The 22,247-nt window shown below is 39.0% G+C and carries 14 protein-coding genes; 8 read left to right on the forward strand and 6 right to left on the reverse strand.

The annotated features are described in order from the left end of the window. Window positions 1–41: 41 nt before the first annotated feature. Window positions 42–3,713: a translocation/assembly module TamB domain-containing protein gene (locus tag FLM47_RS10315; protein WP_178956318.1), complete on the reverse strand. Its 3,672-nt coding sequence runs from the start codon at window positions 3,711–3,713 to the stop codon at window positions 42–44. Beyond that, window positions 3,713–5,440 carry an autotransporter assembly complex family protein gene (locus tag FLM47_RS10320; RefSeq protein ID WP_178956319.1) on the reverse strand — a complete coding sequence of 576 codons (1,728 nt, stop codon included), beginning with the start codon at window positions 5,438–5,440 and terminating at the stop codon, window positions 3,713–3,715. The genes FLM47_RS10315 and FLM47_RS10320 overlap by 1 nt, the downstream gene beginning before the upstream one ends. A gap of 229 nt (window positions 5,441–5,669) precedes the next feature. Here FLM47_RS10320 and FLM47_RS10325 point away from each other — a divergent pair, with 229 nt between their 5' ends. Continuing rightward, window positions 5,670–6,002 (forward strand): ribonuclease E inhibitor RraB, encoded by a 333-nt coding sequence (locus FLM47_RS10325; protein ID WP_010388233.1) that lies wholly within the window; start codon window positions 5,670–5,672, stop codon window positions 6,000–6,002. A 36-nt stretch (window positions 6,003–6,038) separates the two neighbouring features. On the opposite strand, the gene FLM47_RS10330 is transcribed toward FLM47_RS10325, so the two are convergent. The 3 genes from FLM47_RS10330 to FLM47_RS10340 form a co-directional block, all read right to left on the reverse strand. After that, window positions 6,039–7,790, reverse strand: coding sequence for a DEAD/DEAH box helicase (locus FLM47_RS10330; RefSeq protein ID WP_178956320.1), 1,752 nt, complete (start codon window positions 7,788–7,790; stop codon window positions 6,039–6,041). 100 nt (window positions 7,791–7,890) lie between these two features. Next, window positions 7,891–10,716: a TonB-dependent receptor domain-containing protein gene (locus tag FLM47_RS10335; RefSeq protein ID WP_178956321.1), complete on the reverse strand. Its 2,826-nt coding sequence runs from the start codon at window positions 10,714–10,716 to the stop codon at window positions 7,891–7,893. Between the two features lie 401 nt (window positions 10,717–11,117). Then, window positions 11,118–13,466, reverse strand: coding sequence for a DNA polymerase II (locus tag FLM47_RS10340; protein ID WP_178956322.1), 2,349 nt, complete (start codon window positions 13,464–13,466; stop codon window positions 11,118–11,120). Between the two features lie 60 nt (window positions 13,467–13,526). Between FLM47_RS10340 and dinG the strand changes: the two genes are divergently transcribed. Genes dinG through FLM47_RS10370 form a run of 6 tightly spaced genes read left to right on the forward strand, consistent with a single transcriptional unit; the run spans window position 13,527 to window position 18,346 of the window. Beyond that, complete coding sequence (gene dinG / locus FLM47_RS10345; RefSeq protein ID WP_054202434.1) at window positions 13,527–15,602, forward strand: ATP-dependent DNA helicase DinG; 2,076 nt, start codon at window positions 13,527–13,529, stop codon at window positions 15,600–15,602. Further along, window positions 15,602–16,378: a TSUP family transporter gene (locus FLM47_RS10350; RefSeq protein ID WP_138764511.1), complete on the forward strand. Its 777-nt coding sequence runs from the start codon at window positions 15,602–15,604 to the stop codon at window positions 16,376–16,378. Before dinG ends, FLM47_RS10350 begins: the two co-directional genes overlap by 1 nt. Window position 16,379: 1 nt before the next feature. Then, entirely contained in the window at window positions 16,380–16,988 is a 609-nt protein-coding gene (locus tag FLM47_RS10355) for a primosomal replication protein (RefSeq protein WP_054202432.1), read from the forward strand. Then, on the forward strand, window positions 16,988–17,875 hold the full coding sequence (locus tag FLM47_RS10360; RefSeq protein ID WP_178956323.1) for a histone deacetylase: 888 nt from the start codon (window positions 16,988–16,990) through the stop codon (window positions 17,873–17,875). Before FLM47_RS10355 ends, FLM47_RS10360 begins: the two co-directional genes overlap by 1 nt. 50 nt (window positions 17,876–17,925) lie before the next feature. Next, complete coding sequence (locus FLM47_RS10365; RefSeq protein WP_138605010.1) at window positions 17,926–18,198, forward strand: late competence development ComFB family protein; 273 nt, start codon at window positions 17,926–17,928, stop codon at window positions 18,196–18,198. Next, complete coding sequence (locus tag FLM47_RS10370; RefSeq protein WP_138605011.1) at window positions 18,191–18,346, forward strand: YbaM family protein; 156 nt, start codon at window positions 18,191–18,193, stop codon at window positions 18,344–18,346. Before FLM47_RS10365 ends, FLM47_RS10370 begins: the two co-directional genes overlap by 8 nt. Before the next feature lie 13 nt (window positions 18,347–18,359). Here FLM47_RS10370 and FLM47_RS10375 read toward each other — a convergent pair whose 3' ends face one another. Next, window positions 18,360–20,525: an exonuclease domain-containing protein gene (locus tag FLM47_RS10375; RefSeq protein ID WP_178956324.1), complete on the reverse strand. Its 2,166-nt coding sequence runs from the start codon at window positions 20,523–20,525 to the stop codon at window positions 18,360–18,362. Between the two features lie 190 nt (window positions 20,526–20,715). On the opposite strand from FLM47_RS10375, the gene FLM47_RS10380 reads away from it, so the two are divergent. Next, the gene (locus FLM47_RS10380) at window positions 20,716–22,140 is read left to right on the forward strand and encodes a sugar porter family MFS transporter (RefSeq protein WP_178956325.1); all 1,425 of its coding nucleotides are present in this window, start codon (window positions 20,716–20,718) and stop codon (window positions 22,138–22,140) included. The last annotated feature ends 107 nt before the right edge of the window (window positions 22,141–22,247 follow it).

The following is a 22,247-nucleotide window of genomic DNA, read 5'->3' on the forward strand; positions in this document are numbered from 1 at the left end:
TTTTCCTTTTTATTATTGGTATTGGTATTGGTAGATAAAGGTTAATCCCAATTGAATTTATACAGTATGTCGACATTTTGATACAGGCCACTGGTTATTTCTATATATAACTTCGACATTAGCTGATAACGCACTGCCACTTCACTGAGCGACTCAAATACCCCCACGCTATATTTAACCTGCAAACTCGGTGCTAAATAACCTGATATTTCTACCTTTGTTTGCTCGCCACTACCTTTAGAGCTTAAACTGACATCTGACAAGCCAAACGATTCACCGACTTTAGACACTAAGCTTTCGCTTCGGCTCACTCCTTGAGAAAGTAGTAATTGAGTTAACATTGCATCCGTTGAACTGTCGCCCTCCCCTAATGGTTGACCATTCAGCAAATACGCTAGGGCTTGTGCTTGGTCCATGCCCGGCTCTGAAAATACTTTTAAATTTGGCTGCTCAACACTGCCAGTTAAAGTAACACCTGCAATAACACCATCGGCGGTATTATTTGGGTTGCGAATAGCTTTAATATTTAAATGAGGCTTATCTATTGCGCCACTGAAACCAATTTGCCCGGTTCTAATTATTAAGTCTTGACCAAATGCCAAGTAAGTTCCTTCAATTAAATTAAGCTCACCAATGGCAATAATGGGTGAGTCTTGGCTCATTTTGATATCCATATCACCCACTACTTTAGACTCAAGTCCAAATGAGGCTACTCTGACATCATTTTTAACCGTTACTTTTAAATCAATATCATAGTTAAATGGGGCTTTTTTAGTATTTTGCGTAGTTTGATCCAAAATTATTTCATCATCACTAACCTGTACAGCCCCCTCTGGCAGCTCTTCAATTTCTATTCGACCATAAGGCACTACAACATCACCTGCCAGCTTAAGTGCATTGTCAGCTAAACTTATTTTTAACTCTGGTGATACTTTAAACACCACGCCTTGTTGCGCTCTTACAAAAAACTCACTGCCGACTACATTCATATTTACAGCTGGTTGTTCACCTTGCCAATCAACATTCCCCGTTAATTTTACCTGTCCGCCTTGAGGGTCATTTAAATCTCCTTCAATGGTGGCGGTAGACTTATTAAACGCCACATTTATATTGGAGTTTTTAAGAGCTACAGGCAGTTGCTCACCTTCTAGGTTGATATTCTCAATATTTAAATTTCCCTCTAACAAGGGATCTTTAAGTGTGCCTGCTAATGCAACTTGCCCACGAATGGCGCCATTAAGCTGCTCGAACGTATTTAAAAATGGCTGTATATCAGACAATAAAATTTTATCAATTTGAATATTACCGTTAAGCGTTTGCTTATTTTGAATATCATCAATATTAACTTTAGTCGTTACTTTACCCAAAACACTCGATTCTATATTAGCTTCTATTTGGCCAACCTTAGCATCAGAAAAAGCGCTTATGTTTAGCGTTTCTATAGGTAGCTTAAATCGATCTTCTTCGTTAATAAGTACCGCGTTAAGCCCTGATGAATTTAAATTAGCGCGTAGAGTTTTAAGTGTGCCTGCTTGCCAATTAGCAGCAAAGTCTCCCGCTATATCACCACGTGTTATTACATTCTCTGGTAACCAATGTTTTAGCTCTCGCAATGCAAGATTGGCCAGTTTTACGTTAAGCTGGCCTAATTCGCGGGTTTGATTCAATCTATCAATACATAACTTACTATTACTCGATTGCCAACAATGCGCACTCACATCAAAGTCGCCCGTTTTCGAATCTATAATTACGGCTATATCTTTAGCATTTTCAAAGCTAAGCGTTTTATCACTTACACTAATATTACTGAGTTCACCTTGCCAAATCGCGTTAGCAAGTTTGCCATTTAGTTCAAACGAGGCAGCCCCAGCATCAGCATCAATAGATGCACTCAATTGATGATCGGTTTTATCACCACTGCCGACTATTTCCACTTTATTAATTTGATGATTCATAACACGCGCTGAATCAAGACTAACGCTGATATCTGTTTGCCAATCGGTAGCGGTGTCTAACTGTGCTTTTAACGCCAACTTATTAATATTAATTTCGTCATAAATAAACTGCTCTAGCTTTAACGCTAAATCAACTGCAGGCGTCAACCGCTCGCCTCTTATACTTAAATCGGCTTTACCGTTAGCAATAAACGGAAGCTTTGCATCATCATTACTTTGCAGCGCAATAGCCCCATTAATCTGCCATTGCTGATCAACTTCGCCGGTTAAGGTTAACCTATTTGTGCCGCTGCTAAGGTTAAATTTATTTACAGTGGCTTTAAGTTCATCATTTAAGTTAAATTGAGCAGCAAAATTAAGTGGTACATCATTTAGTAATCCGCTTAATTGAGTGTCATCCATACTTAATTTCCAGCTATTTGAACTGGAAACAAATGCCCCTTTAAATTGACCTGAAATATCACTGGTAAGTGTGTCAGTGAGGTATTGCGCTTTTAAACTCGATAGCGCGCCGCTAAAGTTAGCACTAAACCCATTTTGCCAATCGATATTCGCTTGGATAGTAGCTTGGCTCTCATTCGCTTTAAGAGCTAAATTTTTTAAGTTTGCATCGCTCAGTGAGCCATTAATTTGACTGTTAAAATTCACAGTTGGATAAGCACCTAACTGACTATTACCAAATAACGATAATTGATAATCGTTAGCATTGCCTTGTGCGATTAATTTTACGTCGGTTATCTTTAACTCTTTACTTGCTGTTTCGATGATCCACTGCTCTAGACCGCCATTAACACTAAATGGATAATTTGGTTGTTTAAGATTAGCCGTAACAGCTAGTTCAAAAGGAAATGATTCACTGCTTTTTATATCTACATTGAGCTTTTCTAAGTCTCCGCCTATTTGCATATTGGCATCATAACCATGCCCTTTTAGACTGATATCACCATTAATTGGTAAGCGGCCTTTGAGCTTTGCGTTAACTGCAGTATTAAGCTGCCACTGCTGATAATTTGCAGACAATGAAGCAACGTTAATCTCAGAACCTATTAGCTTCATTTGTAGCGCAATATTATTTACCACATTTTGCTGTTCGCCCTGCTTTACCGTGAACTGCGCAATATTAAACTGTTCTAGGTAAATATTGAGTGGCGACATAAATGCGATATTAGGTAATGCTGGTAACTCAGTAATTGGGGTAGAACTGGCTGTATTTTCTCCAGGCTGCTCTTTTAACGCGATTAAAACACTCGGAATGTTCACTCTTTTAACTTTAATATCAGCACCTTGTGCCTTTGCAGCAATCTCCACATTATTAACAACTACGTTTGCACTTGTGTGATTTAACACAAACTCAGTGACCGATAAACGCTTAAGTGCAATATTAAATGGCAAACTGATTTGTTCCAGCGGTTCGCTAGATGTATCAGGAGAATTAGATGACGATGCTGGTAAATTTAGTTTTATAGACCGAGCACTTAAGTTATCAATACACATACCATCGCAGTGCCACCAAAATAAATCTAGTTTAAGCTGCTGAGCATCAAGTAATAAACCGTCACGCTCAAAGCGCAAATTAAACGCATCATTATATAAAAAACGCCCGTTTTTTATTTCAATTTTTAAGCCGTCAACTAACTTATTGGCGCTATAAGCAATTAGCTGGTTACCAGGAGCTGTAAAAACAACACAAAACAATGTCACTAATACAGCAACAACTAAGGTGCTAAGTGCTGCAGTGACTTTTTTAAATACAGACATTAAATTTCCGGCCCTATGGTAATACTTAAACGAGTGCTTTTGCTTTCTTTAGTGAGCCCCCACGCATGATCTATTCTTATTGGCCCTATAGGCGTTAAATAACGAAAACCAAAACCTGCACCAACTTCAAATTGCTCAGAAAAATCATTGGTTGCCGTCCCCCCATCAACAAACAAGGCTGCTCGCCAGTTTTTGGCAAATTGATAATTATATTCAGCTGTCGTCGCGATCAAATATTTACCACCGATGCGATCGCCATTATCATTTTCTGGTGAGATTGATTGATAAGCAAAGCCACGCACACTTTGATCGCCACCAGCATAAAATCTTAATGAATATGGAACATTATTAATGTCGTCAACTAACATGGCTCCTACGTTTGCTTTTAAAAACACAAGGTGTTTATTAAGGTAAGTTCGCAGCCATGCATGCTGTAATTGCACCCTAACAATATTGGTACTAGAGAGCACACTATCGAGGCCAAACTCTGCCGAAATAGACCATTGCTCTCCCGAATAAGGGGTGGTGCCCCCTTTCGATTGCTTTCGGGCGTAACTGACACCTGGTAATAACATTTCTGTAGTGCGCTCTACCCCGTCGCCAAACCGATAGGTTTCTTGCTCGCGTCTGATAAATGCAGTTCTAATCCATTTTTGTTCGGTAAGCCATTGCCTTTGTAGTTGTGCGGTTAAAATTTCACTGTAAATATCGTCGGCTAATTCATCCTCAAGTTTATAACCTGCTGATAAACGCCATAAATCATCATTAGGATTATTAACAGGGATAGTATAAGCCATAGAAATATCTTGTTGTTTTTTTGCAATATTTAGATTGCTTTCTAGGTAGTGTCCCTGCTCCGTGATCCACGGTTTACTCCATTTAAACCGTACCTTTGGGCCCAGCTCGGTATTGAACCCGCCTCCAATTTCGTAGCTATTCGCGGGCTTATGTAATACGTCGACTTTTATAGGTACTTGGCTATTTTTTCTAGCTGAAATATCAGCGTAAACACGCACGCTAGTAAAATAAGGAGTACTCGATAAATCTAGGTTATAGTCAGCAATCTTAGATGCTTTATAGTGCTCACTTCTTTTAAACGGGGCTAAAGAGAGAATGTATTTTTCTGCGGGGCTTTGATTGGTAATTAACACATCGCCAAAACGATAACGTATACCACTTTCAATGGTGAAGGTAATAATAGCGCTGTGTTTTTTTAGTGACACTTCAAATTTTCGGGCAGGCCATTTGGCGTCAAAGTAACCATGTTCTAACAAAACGGATTCGATTTTTTTATAGGCTGCGCTATACATTCCATGATTTAAAATGTCGCCTTGCTTTAACTTTAAACTTTCAATAACTTGCTGAATTAATGGGTCATGTTTAGCTTCCCCGTTAACGCTAATATTAAGCGTCTCTATACGGGTTGCAGAGCCGCGCTCAATAGTCGCAACGAGTTCGCGCTCATCTTTATTAAATTCAATAGTCACATTTGGACTGTAATACCCTAATGCCTTTAAGCTATCCTTAACTTGCGTTTTAGCGTATCGACGCAGTGAGCGTGTTGATTTTTCACCCACTAAGGGTTTTAAATAAAGAGCAACGTTGTTTTCTAACTCTCCACTAATTCCTTTTATTTCATAATCTTCAATTGTATTGTCAGCTGCAATAGTGAAAAAGCTCACAAATAAGCAAAAACAAATAACGGATTTTAAAAACTGATTGAACAAGTAATCATCCTTACTATGTACCCATAAAAAACAACAAACTAACGACAGAATAATAGCATAGCGATAATGAGCCTAACATTAACTTAATCATTATCAGTGCCTAAAATATTAACTGGCTCTATACGAACCTTTTAAATCGCTTTGAGGTTAACTAAAAATTCTTGCGCTTTAATGATTTATTTTGGTTACAATAGCGCTAATGAGTAAACACTAATTTTATGAGTTTTAAATGCAATTTCCTGATGATGATAATGGCCAGCTTCTTGCTGAAATTTCCGCCGCCGGTGTAGATTTAAGTAAAATGCAACAAATTGATTTTTACATTTTATTTGAACAACAGGCTGATGCCGAAAAATTTGCAACTGAGATTGTAAACGATGCATTAGTGCAAACTGCTGATGTTGAGAAATGTAAAGATACCGGTGTTTGGGAGGTAATAGCCCATGTACAAATGGTTCCAGAGCATGCACTTTTAGGCCAAGCAGAACAATATATTGAAAGTATCGCTAATAGCTTAAATGGTTATGGCGATGGTTGGGGATTAGACGCAGAAGAAGTATAACCCTAATTTCATGATGAATGAGATATCCAGCTTAGCCTATCGGCTTAGCTGGTTTGCTTTTCTAAAGCTGCCTTTATAATCAAAAAGTTTATCTGCCACTTTCCAGCCATACTTTTTACTTTTTCGAGCAATCACAAAATCCGGTGGTATTAAATCAAACTGGGCTTTTATAACTTGCTCTGCACTGATAAATTCAATTGGTGACTGTCCCTGCCCTACACGCTTACCAAATTGCTTATTAAAGTAATACTGTGATCCTTTGTTTGCTAAATCAAAAACTTCATCACAACTGGCTCCGTCTTCATCAAAATAAGTAACTTTTAACAATTGCTCTTTAAGTTTAGTCACACTCAAGCCACTACAACGAAGGACTAATGCATCTTTAAGATTTAACGCATTACGAAGCTTATCATCAGGATCGGCCATCACAGCACCACAATCATGGCATTTTCGAGCAGCAATATCATTTTGTGCGCCGCACTGCTCACACTCTTTAAAACGAAAACGATAATCGCATTGCTCGCTTACCCCATTATCGTCTTCTAATAAGCCTTGGCAACGCCTACCAAAGTGCTCGATTACTTTGCCATCAGCCTCTGTTTTACCCCAAAATATATTGGCAAAGCCACACCCAGGACACAGCACTTGCACGGGTTCATTATCGCTATCGCCTTTTTTATCACCAACCTCTGGGTAAAATAAATCAAAGCCATTGCCCGCATAGTCAATTACTAAACAATCATCTTTACCCTCAGCCAACCTTAAACCTCTACCGACAATTTGCTGGTATAAACTTACTGACTCTGTGGGCCGTAAAATAGCAATAAAATCTACATGGGGTGCATCAAAGCCGGTAGTAAGAACCGATATATTCACTAAATACTTTACTTTTTTAGCTTTGAATTGTTTAATTATTTTATCGCGTTCGCTATTGGGAGTATCTCCGGTGATCAGCGCACTTTCATCCTCGGGTAAATAAGTCATTATCTCTTGTGCATGCATAACCGTAGCAGCAAATATCATCACGCCATGGCGGTTCTCACTATATTGAATAACCTGCTGCAGAATTGTTTGAGTTGCACGGGTCGATTTTTTTAACAGCGCATTCATATCCTCATTACTATACTGCCCAAATGCATTGCTAGTTAAAGATGAAAAATCATAATGGCTAATTGCAGCATCAACCTCTTTAGGGGGAGTTAAGTAGTTATGCTTGATCATATAACGCAAAGGTAATTCAAAAATACAGCGTTTGAATGGGCTTTCCTTATTACCACGCACAAAGCCATGGTAATGATGCTGATAAATCCAGCCTAGCCCTAGTCGGTAAGGCGTCGCGGTTAAACCTAATACTTTTAATTCAGAGTTGTGAGATTTAAGTGCATTAATAACTTTTCCGTATTGGCTTTTCTTTTCGCCATTTACTCTGTGACACTCATCAATAATAAGTAATGAGTAGTGCTCATTAAGTTTATTTAGATTGCGCGATAACGACTGCACACTGGCAAAGGTAACTTGGTGAGTTAACGACTTCTCTTTGAGTCCTGCGGAAAATATACTCGCTTGCAAGCCAAAGCTTTTATATTTTTGAGCATTTTGCTCCACTAATTCTTTTACGTGCGCCAATACCAATATTTTTTGTTTAGCAATACGCGCAAGCTCAGCTATCACTAAACTTTTACCCGCCCCCGTAGGCAATACAATAACAGCAGGTTCGTTAGTTTTTCTAAAATGTAAAACGGTACGTTCAACCGCTTCGCTCTGGTAGGGTCTGAGGGTGTAGGTCATAAGTCTAGGATGATCAAAAAATGGATATTAGCAAAAAATTTGGGAAAAACTAAAAAAAAAGCCACGGTATACCGTGGCTTTTTAATATGTTGTACTTAAATTAGAACTTAGTAGTAAAGTTCAACTGTAAATAACGACCTGTTACATCATAAGCTTCTGATACTGTATTAATACCAGTGCCGCCATTTGATGAACTTTGGTTCGCAACTGGTGGTTGCTTATCGAATAAGTTACGAACAGTTAATGTAACACTTGTGTTATCAGTAAAGTTATAACCTGCTGATACATCATGATAAACAACAGATGGGAAGTTATTATACTTCTCTAACGGTGTAAAATCAGTGTAGTTAAAGTTAGCACCTTCAACACTATCTACTGAGCGATCCCAGTAGCGCATACGCCAAGAAACATTTAAATCTTCCATGCCATAAGTTAGGTTTAGGTTAGCTCTGTTATCTGGTGTAAGTACCTCACCAGCGTATTCAACTGTTTCGCCACTTTCAATACCTGTAGTATCGTATTTGCTTAAGTGGTTCCAAATTAAGTTAGCTCCAAAAGCACCATACTCTGTATCTAATTTGTATGCTAATTCAATATCTACGCCTGAAGTTTCGATGTTATTTTCGTTACCAGTACCTGAATTAACTTCTACTAATGCACCGTTCGCATCACGTAATGCGTTACCACCACAAGATGGGTCAAAGTTAGCTGAACTAACATCAAAACAACGATTAAGTACAGTAGTACGACTAGTACTTGATATTGCATCTTCTACTGAAATATCATAATAATCAACAGTTAAAGAAAGCTCTTCTGTCATCTGCCAAACAACACCTACACTGTATGTGTCAGCAGTTTCTTCTTTAACATTCTCGTTACCGCCAATAAAACCACCAGCGCTTTGAGCTTCGATCTGTGTAAGCTCAAATTTTCCATCAGCTGCTACACGCGCGGCAACTTCAGGAATTGACAAACAGTTTTGAGCTGCATTACCTGTGTCAGAAGCAGTAACGCCGCTACACGGATCTGTTACACCAGCAAAAGTCTCACTTCGACCACCGAATAAATCTGCAATATTAGGTGTGCGGATTGCTGTTGCAGCAGAAGCACGGAATTTAAGCGTATCTAATGGAGAGTACTGAATACCAGCATTCCATGTTGTCTGACCGCCAACAATTTCATGGTCTGAATAGCGAGCAGCTAAGTCAACTTCAAGGTTGTCAAGTATTGGTAGAATTGTTTCAGCGTAGTAATCATTTGAGTAGTAACTACCATCTGTTGGTAACGACTTATTAGTACTAGAAGCACCCGTTTGAGCTAAATCACCAGGGTTAAAGAAACCACTTTCAAAACGGTGCTCTGCACCAAATGCAACTCCTACAAAACCACCAGGAAGCTCGATTGGTAATTGACCAACAAGTGATGCTGAAACAATAAATTGTTCAGTTTGACCAGCGATTTTTGCAGGCACTTTAATATAATCAACTGCTTCTTGAGATACTGTACCAGCGCCGAACAAATTAAGCGGTACACAGCCCTGTAAAATAGCAAGGTCGTCAGCACATTGTAGTGTGCCATCTGCATTCTCTACAACGTCAAATGCTTTGGCTGCTCTCTCGATATTAACTTGACCACCGCTGTCTTGACGTTGGTCTGTTTTACCCCAAGAAACATAAGTATTCAAAGACCAGTCATCATTTATAAACCAGTCAAAGCCAGTTGCGATACGGATTGTATCACGCTCTAAATCTGTAGAACGAGGACCAAACTCAACCATACGGCGAACCAGATTAGGGATATTATCATCCATAGTTAAATCAGGGTTAGCAGCCATTAAGTTTTGACGTAACAAATCAGGAATCATTGGGTTACTTAGCTTGATCCCGCCTACACCACCTCGTTCTGGAATAAACACATCATTAGTAGCGAATGGAGTTGGTTCAATTGTTGAACCATAAGTTTTTGAAGAGTTCCAGTTCATTTCAGCAAAAAATTGAACCTCATCATTAATATCTTGCTTGATATTTAGAGCTGCATATTTTCTTTCTAATGGTGTTACAAGCTGGCGAAAAGCTGCACGGTTAAAGGCTTCACCACCTGCAAGTCCTTGATAAGGTGTACCATCACCATTAAAACTACCAATACGTCCTTGAGGAGGGTAAGATGAGAATACTTTGTCTACGTACTCATTACCATTTTCATCAAGTAATATCGCTTCGTCAAACTCTGAAAAAGCACGGTCTGCAGGCTTTAGGCCTTTATCATCATCGTAACCAAAAGATGCTGTTACATTACCTGTGCTCCAGCTGTTACCAGCGGTTAAGCTTAATGAATACTTTTCGCGGTCACCCTCAGATGAAATACCAGTTTGTGCATTAACTTCAACACCTTCAACATTGTTACGGGTAATAATATTAACTACACCAGCAACAGCATCAGTACCATAAACCGCTGAAGATGCGCTTTTAAGGATATCAATGCGCTCAATCATAGATGCTGGAATAGAGTTTAAATCTACTGCGTAACCACTAGAAGGCGAACGGCCAGATACAAATCGACGACCATTAACTAATACAAGTGTTCTTGACTCACCAAGGTTACGAAGCGATGTTGTATTTAGACCAACACCAGAAGTGCTAAATGATGAATTAGATTGGTCTGCACCAGCAATTGTTACTGGAGACTGATTTAAGATATCAGAAACATTGATAGCACCCATTGCTACTATATCTGAACGACCAATTGTAGTAATTGGAACCGTAGTTTCTATATCAGTACGCTTGATACGTGAACCTGTAACCTGAATACGTTCAACTTTTTCAGCGCCTTCTTCTGCAGCAATTGTGCTTGCTGAGAAAGCAGCAGTAGAAGCTGCACCAAAAGCGATCGCTAAACGAACTGCTTTTGAAACTTTGTTATTTAACATTTGATTCTCCCTAGAATACTATTTGTTTTTTTATTTTTGACCACTTTTGTTAATTAAATTGTGATCATGCCCTAGATGATAATACTTTGACCACAACACGGTCAACATTAAATTAACCTTAAAAACACTTTAAGTGACGTCTCGTTATCATTTTTAAGTTTATTTGGTTCGCTTTTTAAGCTTTTTTTTGGATTTGATTTAGAAACAACCTAAAAACAAAAAGATAAATAATTGATTTAAATGGCAATTATTAATTTATGTTAGATTTTTATTTTGTAGTGATTTAAAACAATTCTGTAATCATGATCACAAATGTTAACTTTAAAATTTACAATTTTTATGCGAAATAGGAACTTATAATCGAAAAAACCTACAAAGCACCTATTTTTCTCATAGCTAAGTTAAAATAATGTAGCTTGAGTAGATTCAGTTGATGTGTTTAAAGCGCTTAATATCATTTGCGCTACGGGTTCAAGCTGTCTTTGAATGTATAGGGGGTAATTAAGGATATTTTTACCAGTATAAAGTTCGGCGCCAGTTATTGCGTAAACATATTCGATTACTTGCCCGCGTTTTATTTCAAACTCAGGATGGCTCGCTTTGTGTTTTTTAACTGCTTGAACGTGAGGTGGGATATTTTTAATATAATCGTTAAGGTGCTGCCCTAAACGCTTTCTATATACTAATTTACGGTCAAACTCACCATTATAAAGCTTTTGAGTGTAGCTATTTATAATATCGTGCAGTTGCTGTATTTCGAAGTTGTCGGTAAATAATGTCTCGAATAACTGTGTTTGAAACTCTTGTGCAAACTCAGTCCAATCGCTACGTACTGTTTCCATACCTTTAAATACAAGTTTTTTCTCATTATTTTTAGTTACTTGCCCCACATAACGTTTTTTAGAACCTGTTTTTTTACCTCGTATAGTTGGCATAAAAAACGGACTGTAATGGGTTTCAAATTCAATTTCCAAATAGCTTTTTAAGTCATAACGCTGCTTTAATTCTACTTGCCACTTTTCGTTGATATGTCGAACAAGTTGGCAGCCAATTTCGTTACATTGCTCAGGGCTTTTATCTTCACTAAGTTTTACAAACGTAGAGTCGGTATCACCATATATCACCTCAAAGCCTTGCACTTCTATCCATTTACGGGTTGTTTGCATTATTTCATGGCCACGTAAAGTGATAGAACTCGATAAGCGCGGGTCGTAAAACCGACAGCCTTTTGAGCCGAGTACACCATATAAACTATTCATAATAATTTTAATCGCTTGCGAGAGCATGGGTTGATTAGTGTCTTTGGCTTGTTGGCGAGTTTGTGTCAGGTGCTCAATTAATTTAGGCAGGTGGTGCTGCGTTCTTGAAAATAATGCCTGATTAAATCCTTCAACTGCTTGTTCTGGCTCATTTAGCCCTACGATTAAACCTAGCGGGTCAATACAAAACGTACGCATAATTGAAGGATATAAGCTTTTGAAATCCAATACCAAAACGTTTTTATACAGCCCTGGTGTCGACTCCATCACATAGCCACCTGGGCTCTCAAATGAGAGCCCATGATCGCCTAAATTGGGGGCAATATAACCACTGCGGTGTAATAACGGTAAGTATAAGTTTGTAAATGCGGCAACTGATCCACCCATGCGTTCAAGTTCGAGCCCAGTGATTTGAGTTCTAACTATGGCAAATTCAAATAACTTTAATTTTTCGAAAATTTGATTAACCAAAATACAGTCTTGACGGTTGTAGGCAGCAAGAGCTAGCTTGTCTTCATTAAATTGACGAACAATTTCTGTTAATCGGTTGTCAGTTTTTATTAATTTAGATTCGTTAAGCACCCGCTCTGCAACATTAGCTAACGAAAAGCTGTCAAATCTATAAGTGGCATTCTTCAAGGTATCAATGCCATCAATGACGCACCGCCCTGGGAGCGTTAATCGGGTGTAATGACCCTTATTAATATATAAAGGTTGATTATCTCGACCAAAGTTTAGAGTAAGCCCTAACGCCTCAGCGCGTTCTTGCAATAAACTAAAATCAAAATCAATAACATTCCAACCAACAATAACATCGGGATCATTATTTATAATGTACTGCTGCAGCTTGGTGAGTAGGTTAATTTCGTCATAGCACCAGTCTATTTCAAATGTCGAGTCGCTCTGCAGCTGTTGCTCACCTATCATCAATACACAATCTAAACCATTTCCCACCAGTGCAACACTAAATAACACCCCGTCGCCATTGCATTCTATATCCAAAGAAACAGACTTAAGCGTTGGCGTATACTCGGTGTTTGCTTTTAGCTTTGCATCACTAATTTCAATAAAGCCGTTTTGAGCTTTGGCGTTACCGGTTACCCATACACCTCCTTTAATAAAGCGCTCCATTAAAAAGCGATCACTGTGGCGCACATCGGCTTCGTAAATTGGCATTACTTGCTCTAAAAGAGCTCTTGCAGTGTATAGGCTTTTTATATCGTTAAAGTAACAGGCAACACACTCGCTACCACTAAAGTGACAAAGCTCAACATTATTAAACTGGACGTTAACACTCGCCTTAGTCAACAAGGTATTCGCTGCCTGCTGCTGTGCTAATGGGATGAAGAATACCGCTTGCTGGTTTTCAATCGTCACTTTTATCGGGCCCTGATCAGAGCTTAGCCAGTAACACAAAGTAATACCTTGTGCATTTTTAGCCCCGTATTGTTGCCTTGATAAAATAAAGCCCTGATAGATTGCTTGTGTCAATGTTCGATCCCACTTAATATATACACTGTAATTATATACATATTTTAGGTTAATCATCACATGCTATCGAGCTCACTTAAAAAAACAATTAGACAAGTACACCAGCATGTTGCAAATAACCTAACCGATTACCGCCCTCGCAGTAGTCAAAACTATTTAGTTGCTGAAATCGCCAAAACATTAGCCGGTGAATACCATAAAAAACAACGTATTTGTGTTATTGAAGCAGGCACCGGCACCGGTAAGTCATTAGCTTACTGTCTAGGCGCTCTACCATTGGCATTAGCACAAAAAAAGAAACTGGTTATTTCTACGGCTACTGTTGCTTTGCAAGAGCAATTAATCGCTAAAGAACTGCCGTTTTTTAAAAAGCACTCAGGGCTCGATTTTAAATTTGATTTAGTAAAAGGCCGCCAACGTTATATTTGCGCTCACAAACTTCATAATGCGCTGAACAGCGATAGCCAAACTCAAATGGAGTTTATGCCTACCCTTACATCACCACTAAGTGATATGGAAACTAAGTGCTTAAAGCAACTTTACGATGCCTATGTAAACAAAAAATGGCAAGGCGATAGAGACAGCTGGGCTGATACCATTCCTGATAGGGTATGGGGACTAATTGCTTGCGATAAGCATGCTTGCCAACGCCAGATGAAAGCACACCAAACATGTCCTTTTCAACTCGCCCGCCAGCAGTTAATGCAAATGGATGTATTAGTTATAAACCATTCGTTACTGTTAGCCGATTTAGATTTAGGGGGCGGAAAAATTTTACCCGAACCCGACAATACCATTTATGTAATCGATGAAGCGCATCACCTTGCGCATATTACCCGCGACTTTTCATCTGCTGCAGCTACCATAAAAGGCACGATAGATTGGCTCGACAAACTCACTAAATTTAGTGGCAAAATGGCCAAAGTGTTAGTGGGGCAAAAAGGTATTGGGCAAAACTTTAAGTTATGCGATAGCGTTAACGATGCTAACAAAGATTTAAAAGTAGTCCGCGATATTCTCGACAACGCCGATTTTGAATATTCAAAAGACGATACCTATCGCTTTGAACATGGTGAAATTCCTAAATCGTTACACGCTAAGGCAAAAGACATTAGTGAGGCTACGCTTGATGCTTTACGCTGTTTGAATAAAATGCACGATACCCTCACACAAGATGTAAGCGACGGTGATATTAAACCTTATGTTGCCGACCCCATTCTGGCTGAAAGTGGGCAATACATAAACCGGTTAGAACAACTTAATAAATTATGGTTTAGTTACGCCACTAAAGGTGAAGGCACGCCGCATGCGCGTTGGATAAAACGACTTGAATATAAAAGCCATCATGATCACTTGCTTAGCGACTGCCCCATTGAGGTCGGTTACTATTTAAAAGACAAGCTGTGGAGCGAATGTGCTGGAGCCGTGCTATGTTCTGCTACCTTGAGCGCACTAGGCTCATTTGATCATTTTGCCTATGAAAGTGGCCTTGCTAAAGAAGAAGGGGTAAAGTTTATTAAAGTCCCCTCCCCGTTTGACTACCCAAAACAAGCCACTCTGCGTATTCCGACGTCAAGCATAGAGCCAACAGATAAAGAATTCAGCGATCATATTGCTAAAACATTACCCGAATACCTAAACACTAAAAAAGCTAACTTAGTGTTATTTGCCTCTTACTGGCAAATGGACCATGTAAGTAAGTTTCTTAGAACAAAAGGATTTAACTTATTAGTACAAGGTGAAATGTCACGAGAAGCTTTACTCAAATTACACACTAAAAATATTGATGAAGGCAAAGGCAGTATTTTATTTGGCACCCAAAGCCTTTCTGAAGGACTTGATTTACCTGGTAAATATTTAGAAAACCTGATTATTACAAAAATTCCATTTGCGGTGCCCACCTCGCCTATCGAAGAAGCACAAGCGGAGTTTGTGCAAAGTAAAGGCGGTAATCCGTTTTTATCGATAACCGTGCCAGACGCAGCAAAGAAATTGGTACAAAGCTGTGGTAGACTGCTGCGCAAAGAAAGTGATATTGGCACAATAACTATTTTAGATAGACGCTTAATCACCAAACGATATGGCAAAGCCATGCTCGACACCTTACCACCTTTTAAAAGACAAATAGATTACTGATGTTTGAACTTGCACTCGACCCAACAACTTGGGCTATTTTATGTGGCGTTGCACTTTTAGCGGGCTTTATTGATGCTATTGCTGGCGGTGGTGGTTTACTCACTGTACCGGCACTGTTAACGGCGGGATTACCTCCTCATTTGACGCTTGGCACTAATAAATTGGCCGCCAGTTTTGGCTCGTTAACGGCCAGTATCACCTATTATAAAAAACAGTTATTTAGTCCACGATTTTGGTTTGCTTCTATTATGGCTACCGCCATAGGTGCTTTGTTAGGCACACTTATTGTTGATCATTTAAGTATCGAGTTTTTAAATAAGCTCTTACCCATTATTATTATTTTAGTGGCTTGCTACAGCTTGTTTGGTAATTTAAGTACCACACAAAGTGATGATCTGCCTAAATTAACCCGCACAATAAAAGTAAAACAGTGGCTACAAGGATTAAGCCTAGGTTTTTTTGATGGTTTAGCTGGGCCTGGAACGGGAACTTTTTGGACTGCCTCAAACGGTATGCTTTATAAAATGAGTTTGCTACTTAATTGTGGTTTGGCGCGTTCAATGAATTTTGTTTCTAACTTTATCTCGCTGATCACCTTTGTTGCACTTGGCCATGTTAACTTCTTACTGGGAATTACAATGGGCTTCTTTATCATGCTTGGTGCATGGTTTGGCGCACATTCAGCGATTCGTTTTGGCAGTAAATTTATTCGTCCAGTATTTAATACTATGGTTATACTTTTAGCATTAAAACTAATTTACGAGGCATACTTTTAATATGCAATCTGCTGCTTTAGACAAACTACGCCAACAAGTTGCCACGCTTAAGCAACAAGCAGAGCAATTTGACAAAGCAAAGCTCTTTTCTAAAAACCGGTATATGCAGGCACAGCCGAGCCTATTTGACAGAGCCGTGTTTAGCACCAAAAGTATGAACTTAGCCGACTACGTAGTAGAAATAGAAGATGAAATAGCCAGCTTACCACCGAGCGAACACCGTCATGCATACACCTATGCACTTGAGCGTATTGCCAGTCAGGTACAAGCGGTATTTAATGTTATTAAATCGACCCCTATTTGGGTGAAAGAAAATAAAAGTCATTATAAGCCTCGTGCTAAACAGCCTGTTTATAAACAAGCGGTGCAAAAAATCATGCAATCATCCCACGAATTATATGATGAACTTAAACAAAACCATGAATTTGAACGTCGCCTAGTACTGATGATTGAAGAGCGTAAACTGCAAATGGAAAAAGCATCGCCTGCGCAAGCACAAAAGCTTAACCAAGAAATTTTAACTACTCATGCACGACTCGGCCGTTGTAGAAAAGCAATTTCTGCCACCGAAGACAAAATTCAACAAGTAGAAAAACAACAGCTACGCTAATGCAGCTTTTTTATCACCCTCTCTACTCTGCTTTAACGCTCCCTGAGCGCCATCGATTTCCAATTAAAAAGTATCAACAGCTCAAGCATGAAGTTGAACGTTTAGGCTATACGCGGTTTATATCGCCTTCGCCAGCAACTAAAGCGCAGTTAAGCTTATGCCATAGCTCAGATTATATTGCTGACTTTTTAAACGGGTCGTTAACTGACAAAGCGGTGAAGAAAATGGGATTTCCTCACTCTTATAAACTTGTTGAGCGAACTCTTTACTCTGTTGGTGCCAGTATTCAAGCCGCTGAAACAGCACTTGAAAGTGGTTTAGCGGTTAATTTAAGTGGCGGCTATCACCATGCTTACAGCAATTACGGCAGTGGCTTTTGTATTTTTAATGATTTAGCCATTGCGGCAGCGCATCTTATTTCAACAGAGCAAGCCGACACTGTATTAATATTTGATTGTGACGTACACCAAGGTGACGGTACCGCGCAAATAACCCAACAGCACGAGCAGATAATTAGTTGCTCAATTCACTGTGAACAAAACTTTCCTCGGCAAAAACAGCTCTCAAACTATGACTTTGGCTTACCTGCAAACACCACAGATGCAGAGTATTTAACAACACTAGAGCAAGCTCTTGAGTTATGTGTTCGTCTGCACCAGCCCGATATTATTTTATATAATGCGGGCGCCGATATTTATACCAAAGACGAACTCGGCTTATTTGATGTTTCCTTAGCTGGTGTGTATAAACGCGACTTTGCTGTTCTTAACTTTTGTAAGCAGCGAAACATACCACTGACGTGCGCTTTAGGTGGCGGTTATCAACGTAACATCAACAATTTAGTTAGTGTCCATAAGCAACTATTTAAAGCGACTCTCGATTTATAACAATCCTTGGTATAGACTCATTACAGACAATAAAAAAGAGTGACAGGAATATGCGATTAGATGACGACATACACAATTTTTACGAAAAACTCGTTTTAGAAGAAATAGAAAAACGTAAACTTAATGAACGTTACAACGACGATGTAATGGCTGACTTTTGCTGCACCGTTCTCAATCAATTACCACCCCGCTATATTCGTTACGATGTAGATATGGCGTTTTATTTAACTCAAACAGATCGTTTAGATATGCAGCAACGCGTAGAAGTTGCCATTAATTTTGCGATTGATCAAATAGCTAAAAAGAAAGCGCTCCATGAGTAACCCACTAGAAGAAGCTCCTACACACGTGAAACTGGCTGTTGATTTAATTATGATTTTAGAGCAACACGATGTAGAGCCAGAAGAAGTATTAAAAGCGCTCGATATCGTAAAAAGTGACTTTGAAAATAAAGTAACAAAGCGCACTTAGCGCTTTTTACTTCCTAAACGCAAACCCTATTTGTAGATTGTTGTACCAGTAACAATAACTGCGCGGCCGCTTTAGCATCATCTAATGCACGGTGATGGTTAGTTAAATCTAAATTAAAGTGTGCAGATAAATTCCCCAGTGAGTACGACTTTAATCCCTTAAATGCTTTACGTGATTCAACAACGGTACATAGTTTTGGCATTTTAAAGTTGATTCCCAGCCCATCAAGCTCTTTTTTAATAAAGCCATAATCAAAATTAACATTGTGAGCGACAAAAATACTACCCGAAAGCTTATCTAATAAAGTCGAAGCAATGTCGCTAAATATAGGCGCATCACTTACCATGGCGTCGTTGATACCGGTTAGTTTAGTAATAAAACGAGGGATAGGCCGCTCTGGGTTTATCAGCGTAGTCCATGTATCAATAATGTTGCCTTGCTGTATTTTAACAACACCAATTTCGGTAATTCGGTTCCCCCCTTTTAGGCCCCCTGTTGTTTCAATATCTACCACACTATAAATCCGCTTAGGATCTACATACCAGTTTACCGCTGCAATATTTACGATAAAGCCACAGTTTTTTAAATTATCGATACTCACTAACTGGTTTCTTTTGAGCTTATCGCCAGGCGCTTTAACCTCTTCAAAATGAACGGCGTTATTATCAACAATCATTAAATCGGGATAACCATCTTTTAGCTGTCGGTAGTTCTTTGCCATATTTTTTAAATGCTGAAGTAAAGCCGTTATTGGGCTATTTAATATAAGCATCTCTACTGGCTTTAAAACATCTGGGTGCCACCTAAATAAGCCATTTGGTTGCTCATAATACTTCGCGGCATGGTTACACACTAAACGCAGCAATTTGGGGGTACTATTACACGCAGCCAGCCGCGCTTCTATTTGTGAGGATTGATTTAAGTAAAAGGAGTCTGTTTTTAACGCTTGTGGGAAAATATCAAATTCATTACAAAGCGACGTCGGGGTTTCAATAAATAGCTCTTGCCAAAAAACCAGCGAAAATAGGCTTTGCCACAAAGTATTTTCAGTATAAAAAACCTGTTTGCCTTGACGAGTGTAGTGATCGCTTACACCTAACTCAACATCGCCGCGGTAGAGTTCATCAACTTCTATAATGCAGCGTGTACTGGCTAACATTTCACTGAGCCGCGAACGGGTTTGCTTGTTAAATTTACGCATTAAAAAGTCATCTGCAAAATACAGTAACTCATCAGTAAGCGGGTTTTCTATAATTTGCTCAAGCTGCGTTTTTACCCATTGCTTATTGCCTTGTCGATATTGCTCCCTTATTTGAATCTCGAGGGCTTGTGCATCGTCTTCGCAAGCATTAAGTACATCAAACGCAAGTGTTGGGTTAGTTGTTTTTAGTTGCTTATAAAGTATAACCAGTAACTTGTTTTTTAACTCTTGTGCAAGATCCCCTAACGCTACTTCATTTATTAGCTTCTTTGCTAGTACCTCTCTTTCATTGTCATCTTTTGTATTTTTAAGCGTTAGCCGCAAACGGTTTAATGCATAGTTAGACTGCGCTTCCTCTATTGAATCAAAGCGCGACAAGCTTTCACTATGCTCTTGCCTAACAGGTGTTACGCCTAAATCTCGCAGTACAAATCGATTTTGATGATTAATATCGCCTGCACTGAGCCTGCCGATATATAAAAATTCAAAATACTCGTAATACTCTTCTCTATTATTTATCACGTACTGATTATATAAGTGTGCAAGACACTCTGGCTTAGATTCAAAGAATGAACTAACTATTTCAACTAAGTTACTTTTAGCAGCGCTTTTTTTAAATAATGGCGGTTGTTCTTGCTTTTCTAGCAGCTCTGTTAAGGCCGGTTTTGTTAGGTGACTTAGTAGTTGCCTATAATCTTTATGAGAAGGTTCAGCAATTAACTTTGCCGCTTTTAATTTAAAAAGTGCTTGGTATGGCAAGCTAATTTCTTCGTAGTTTAATGATTGGGTTTGAACTAAATAAGGCTTACGAGAATAAATGCGCGCCAACATACACTGGCTCTGTTCGTCGAGCGTGTTTATTTTACTAATAAATGAAATATGCTTTTGCTCGAGTAAATGCATGCATTTCTCGCTCACAAACGTTAATAGCTCTCTAAAATGTGCCAAATAATATTTCGCTGGTAACTCTTTTTTCATAAAACCGCCCATACTGTATATAAAAACAGTATCTAGTATCTCGTTATTTTTATCAACCCAATAAAATTTTTATGCATACGTATTACTATTGAAATATCTTTTTTAGCGTGATCACTCTGTGCTAAGGTTGCCAGCAAATTTAGTGCTACTTTAACTACATTACACATAATAAAAATTAGGATTGAACAACATGACGACACAGCATGCAACTAAAGGTGAGCATAGCGCACAGACTAAGTGCTCGCTTTTATATGTTATTTTTATATCGGCCGTTGCCGCTATTGGTGGCTTTTTATTTGGTTTCGATTCGGGCGTTATAAACGGCACCGTATCGGCATTAGGTAATACATTTAACTCAAGCAGTGTTGCAACTGGTTTTAATGTTGCATCTGTATTATTAGGTTGTGCGCTGGGGGCTTTAGCTGCTGGCCCATTAGCTGACAAATTTGGCCGTCGCGCTATTATGATTGTCACTGCCATTATATTTGCAGTCAGCGCTTTTGGCTCTGGGGTTGCCGATAGTTCTGCTGAGTTTATTTTTTACCGCTTATTTGGCGGATTAGGCATAGGTGCAGCCTCTGTTTTAGCACCTGCTTATATTGCAGAAGTAGCACCAGCAAGTTTACGTGGTCGTTTAGCGACATTACAACAACTCGCTATCGTACTTGGTTTATTTGCAGCCTTTTTAAGTAATTACCTAATTGCTAACGCCGCTGGCGGTGCCGAAGGTATTTTAATGTTAGATTTAGCCGCATGGCGCTGGATGTTTTGGGCTGAACTTGTTCCTGCAGGCTTATTTTTAATTGGCGTACTTTTTATTCCTGAGTCACCGCGTTACCTAGTCGCACAAGGTAAACTTAAACACGCTAAAACTGTATTTAATAAAATCTCAAATGACGATGCTGATACGCAAATCAATGACGTGAAACAGTCTCTGCAAAGTGATAAAAAACCAAGTATTCGCGACTTATTTATTGATGGCAGTAAAAAAGTACATCCTATTGTTTGGGTGGGTGTGGCTTTATCAGTTTTCCAACAATTTGTTGGTATTAACGTGGTATTTTATTACGGCTCAGAGCTATGGCAAGCCGCTGGTTTTGATGAATCACAATCACTGTTTATTAATGTACTTGCAGGCACCACCAATATTTTATCTACCTTTATAGCTATTGCCTTAGTCGATAAAGTAGGCCGTAAGCCACTATTATTGGTAGGTAGCATAGGTATGTTTATTAGTTTAAGTGCACTTACCTACACCTTTGGAAGTGCAGGCCTTGATGAAGCGGGCAAGTTAGCACTTAGCGAAAATATGGGTACCTTTGCATTAATAATGGCTAATTTATTTGTGGTATTTTTTGGCTTAAGCTGGGGCCCTATTGTATGGGTACTACTTGGTGAAATGTTCAATAACCGTATTCGCGGAGCAGCCCTTGCTGTTGCAGCTAGCGCACAATGGATAGCTAACTTTGCTATTACTATGACCTTCCCGATTATGCTCGGCAGTATTGGTTTAGCAGGTGCTTATGGCTTTTACACTCTTTCGGCATTTATTAGTGTATTTTTTGTGGTTAAATACATCAAAGAAACACGCGGCATGAAATTAGAGTCAATGTAATTATATAGCCTGAGTAGCGCCGACTTTCCATTAGTTTACTCAGGCTAATCCCCCCATTCTATTATCTTATTTTTCTGCTCATAAAACTAATTAGATACATTTAACCA

The sequence above is a fragment of the Pseudoalteromonas sp. Scap06 genome, from assembly GCF_013394165.1.
GTDB lineage: Bacteria > Pseudomonadota > Gammaproteobacteria > Enterobacterales > Alteromonadaceae > Pseudoalteromonas.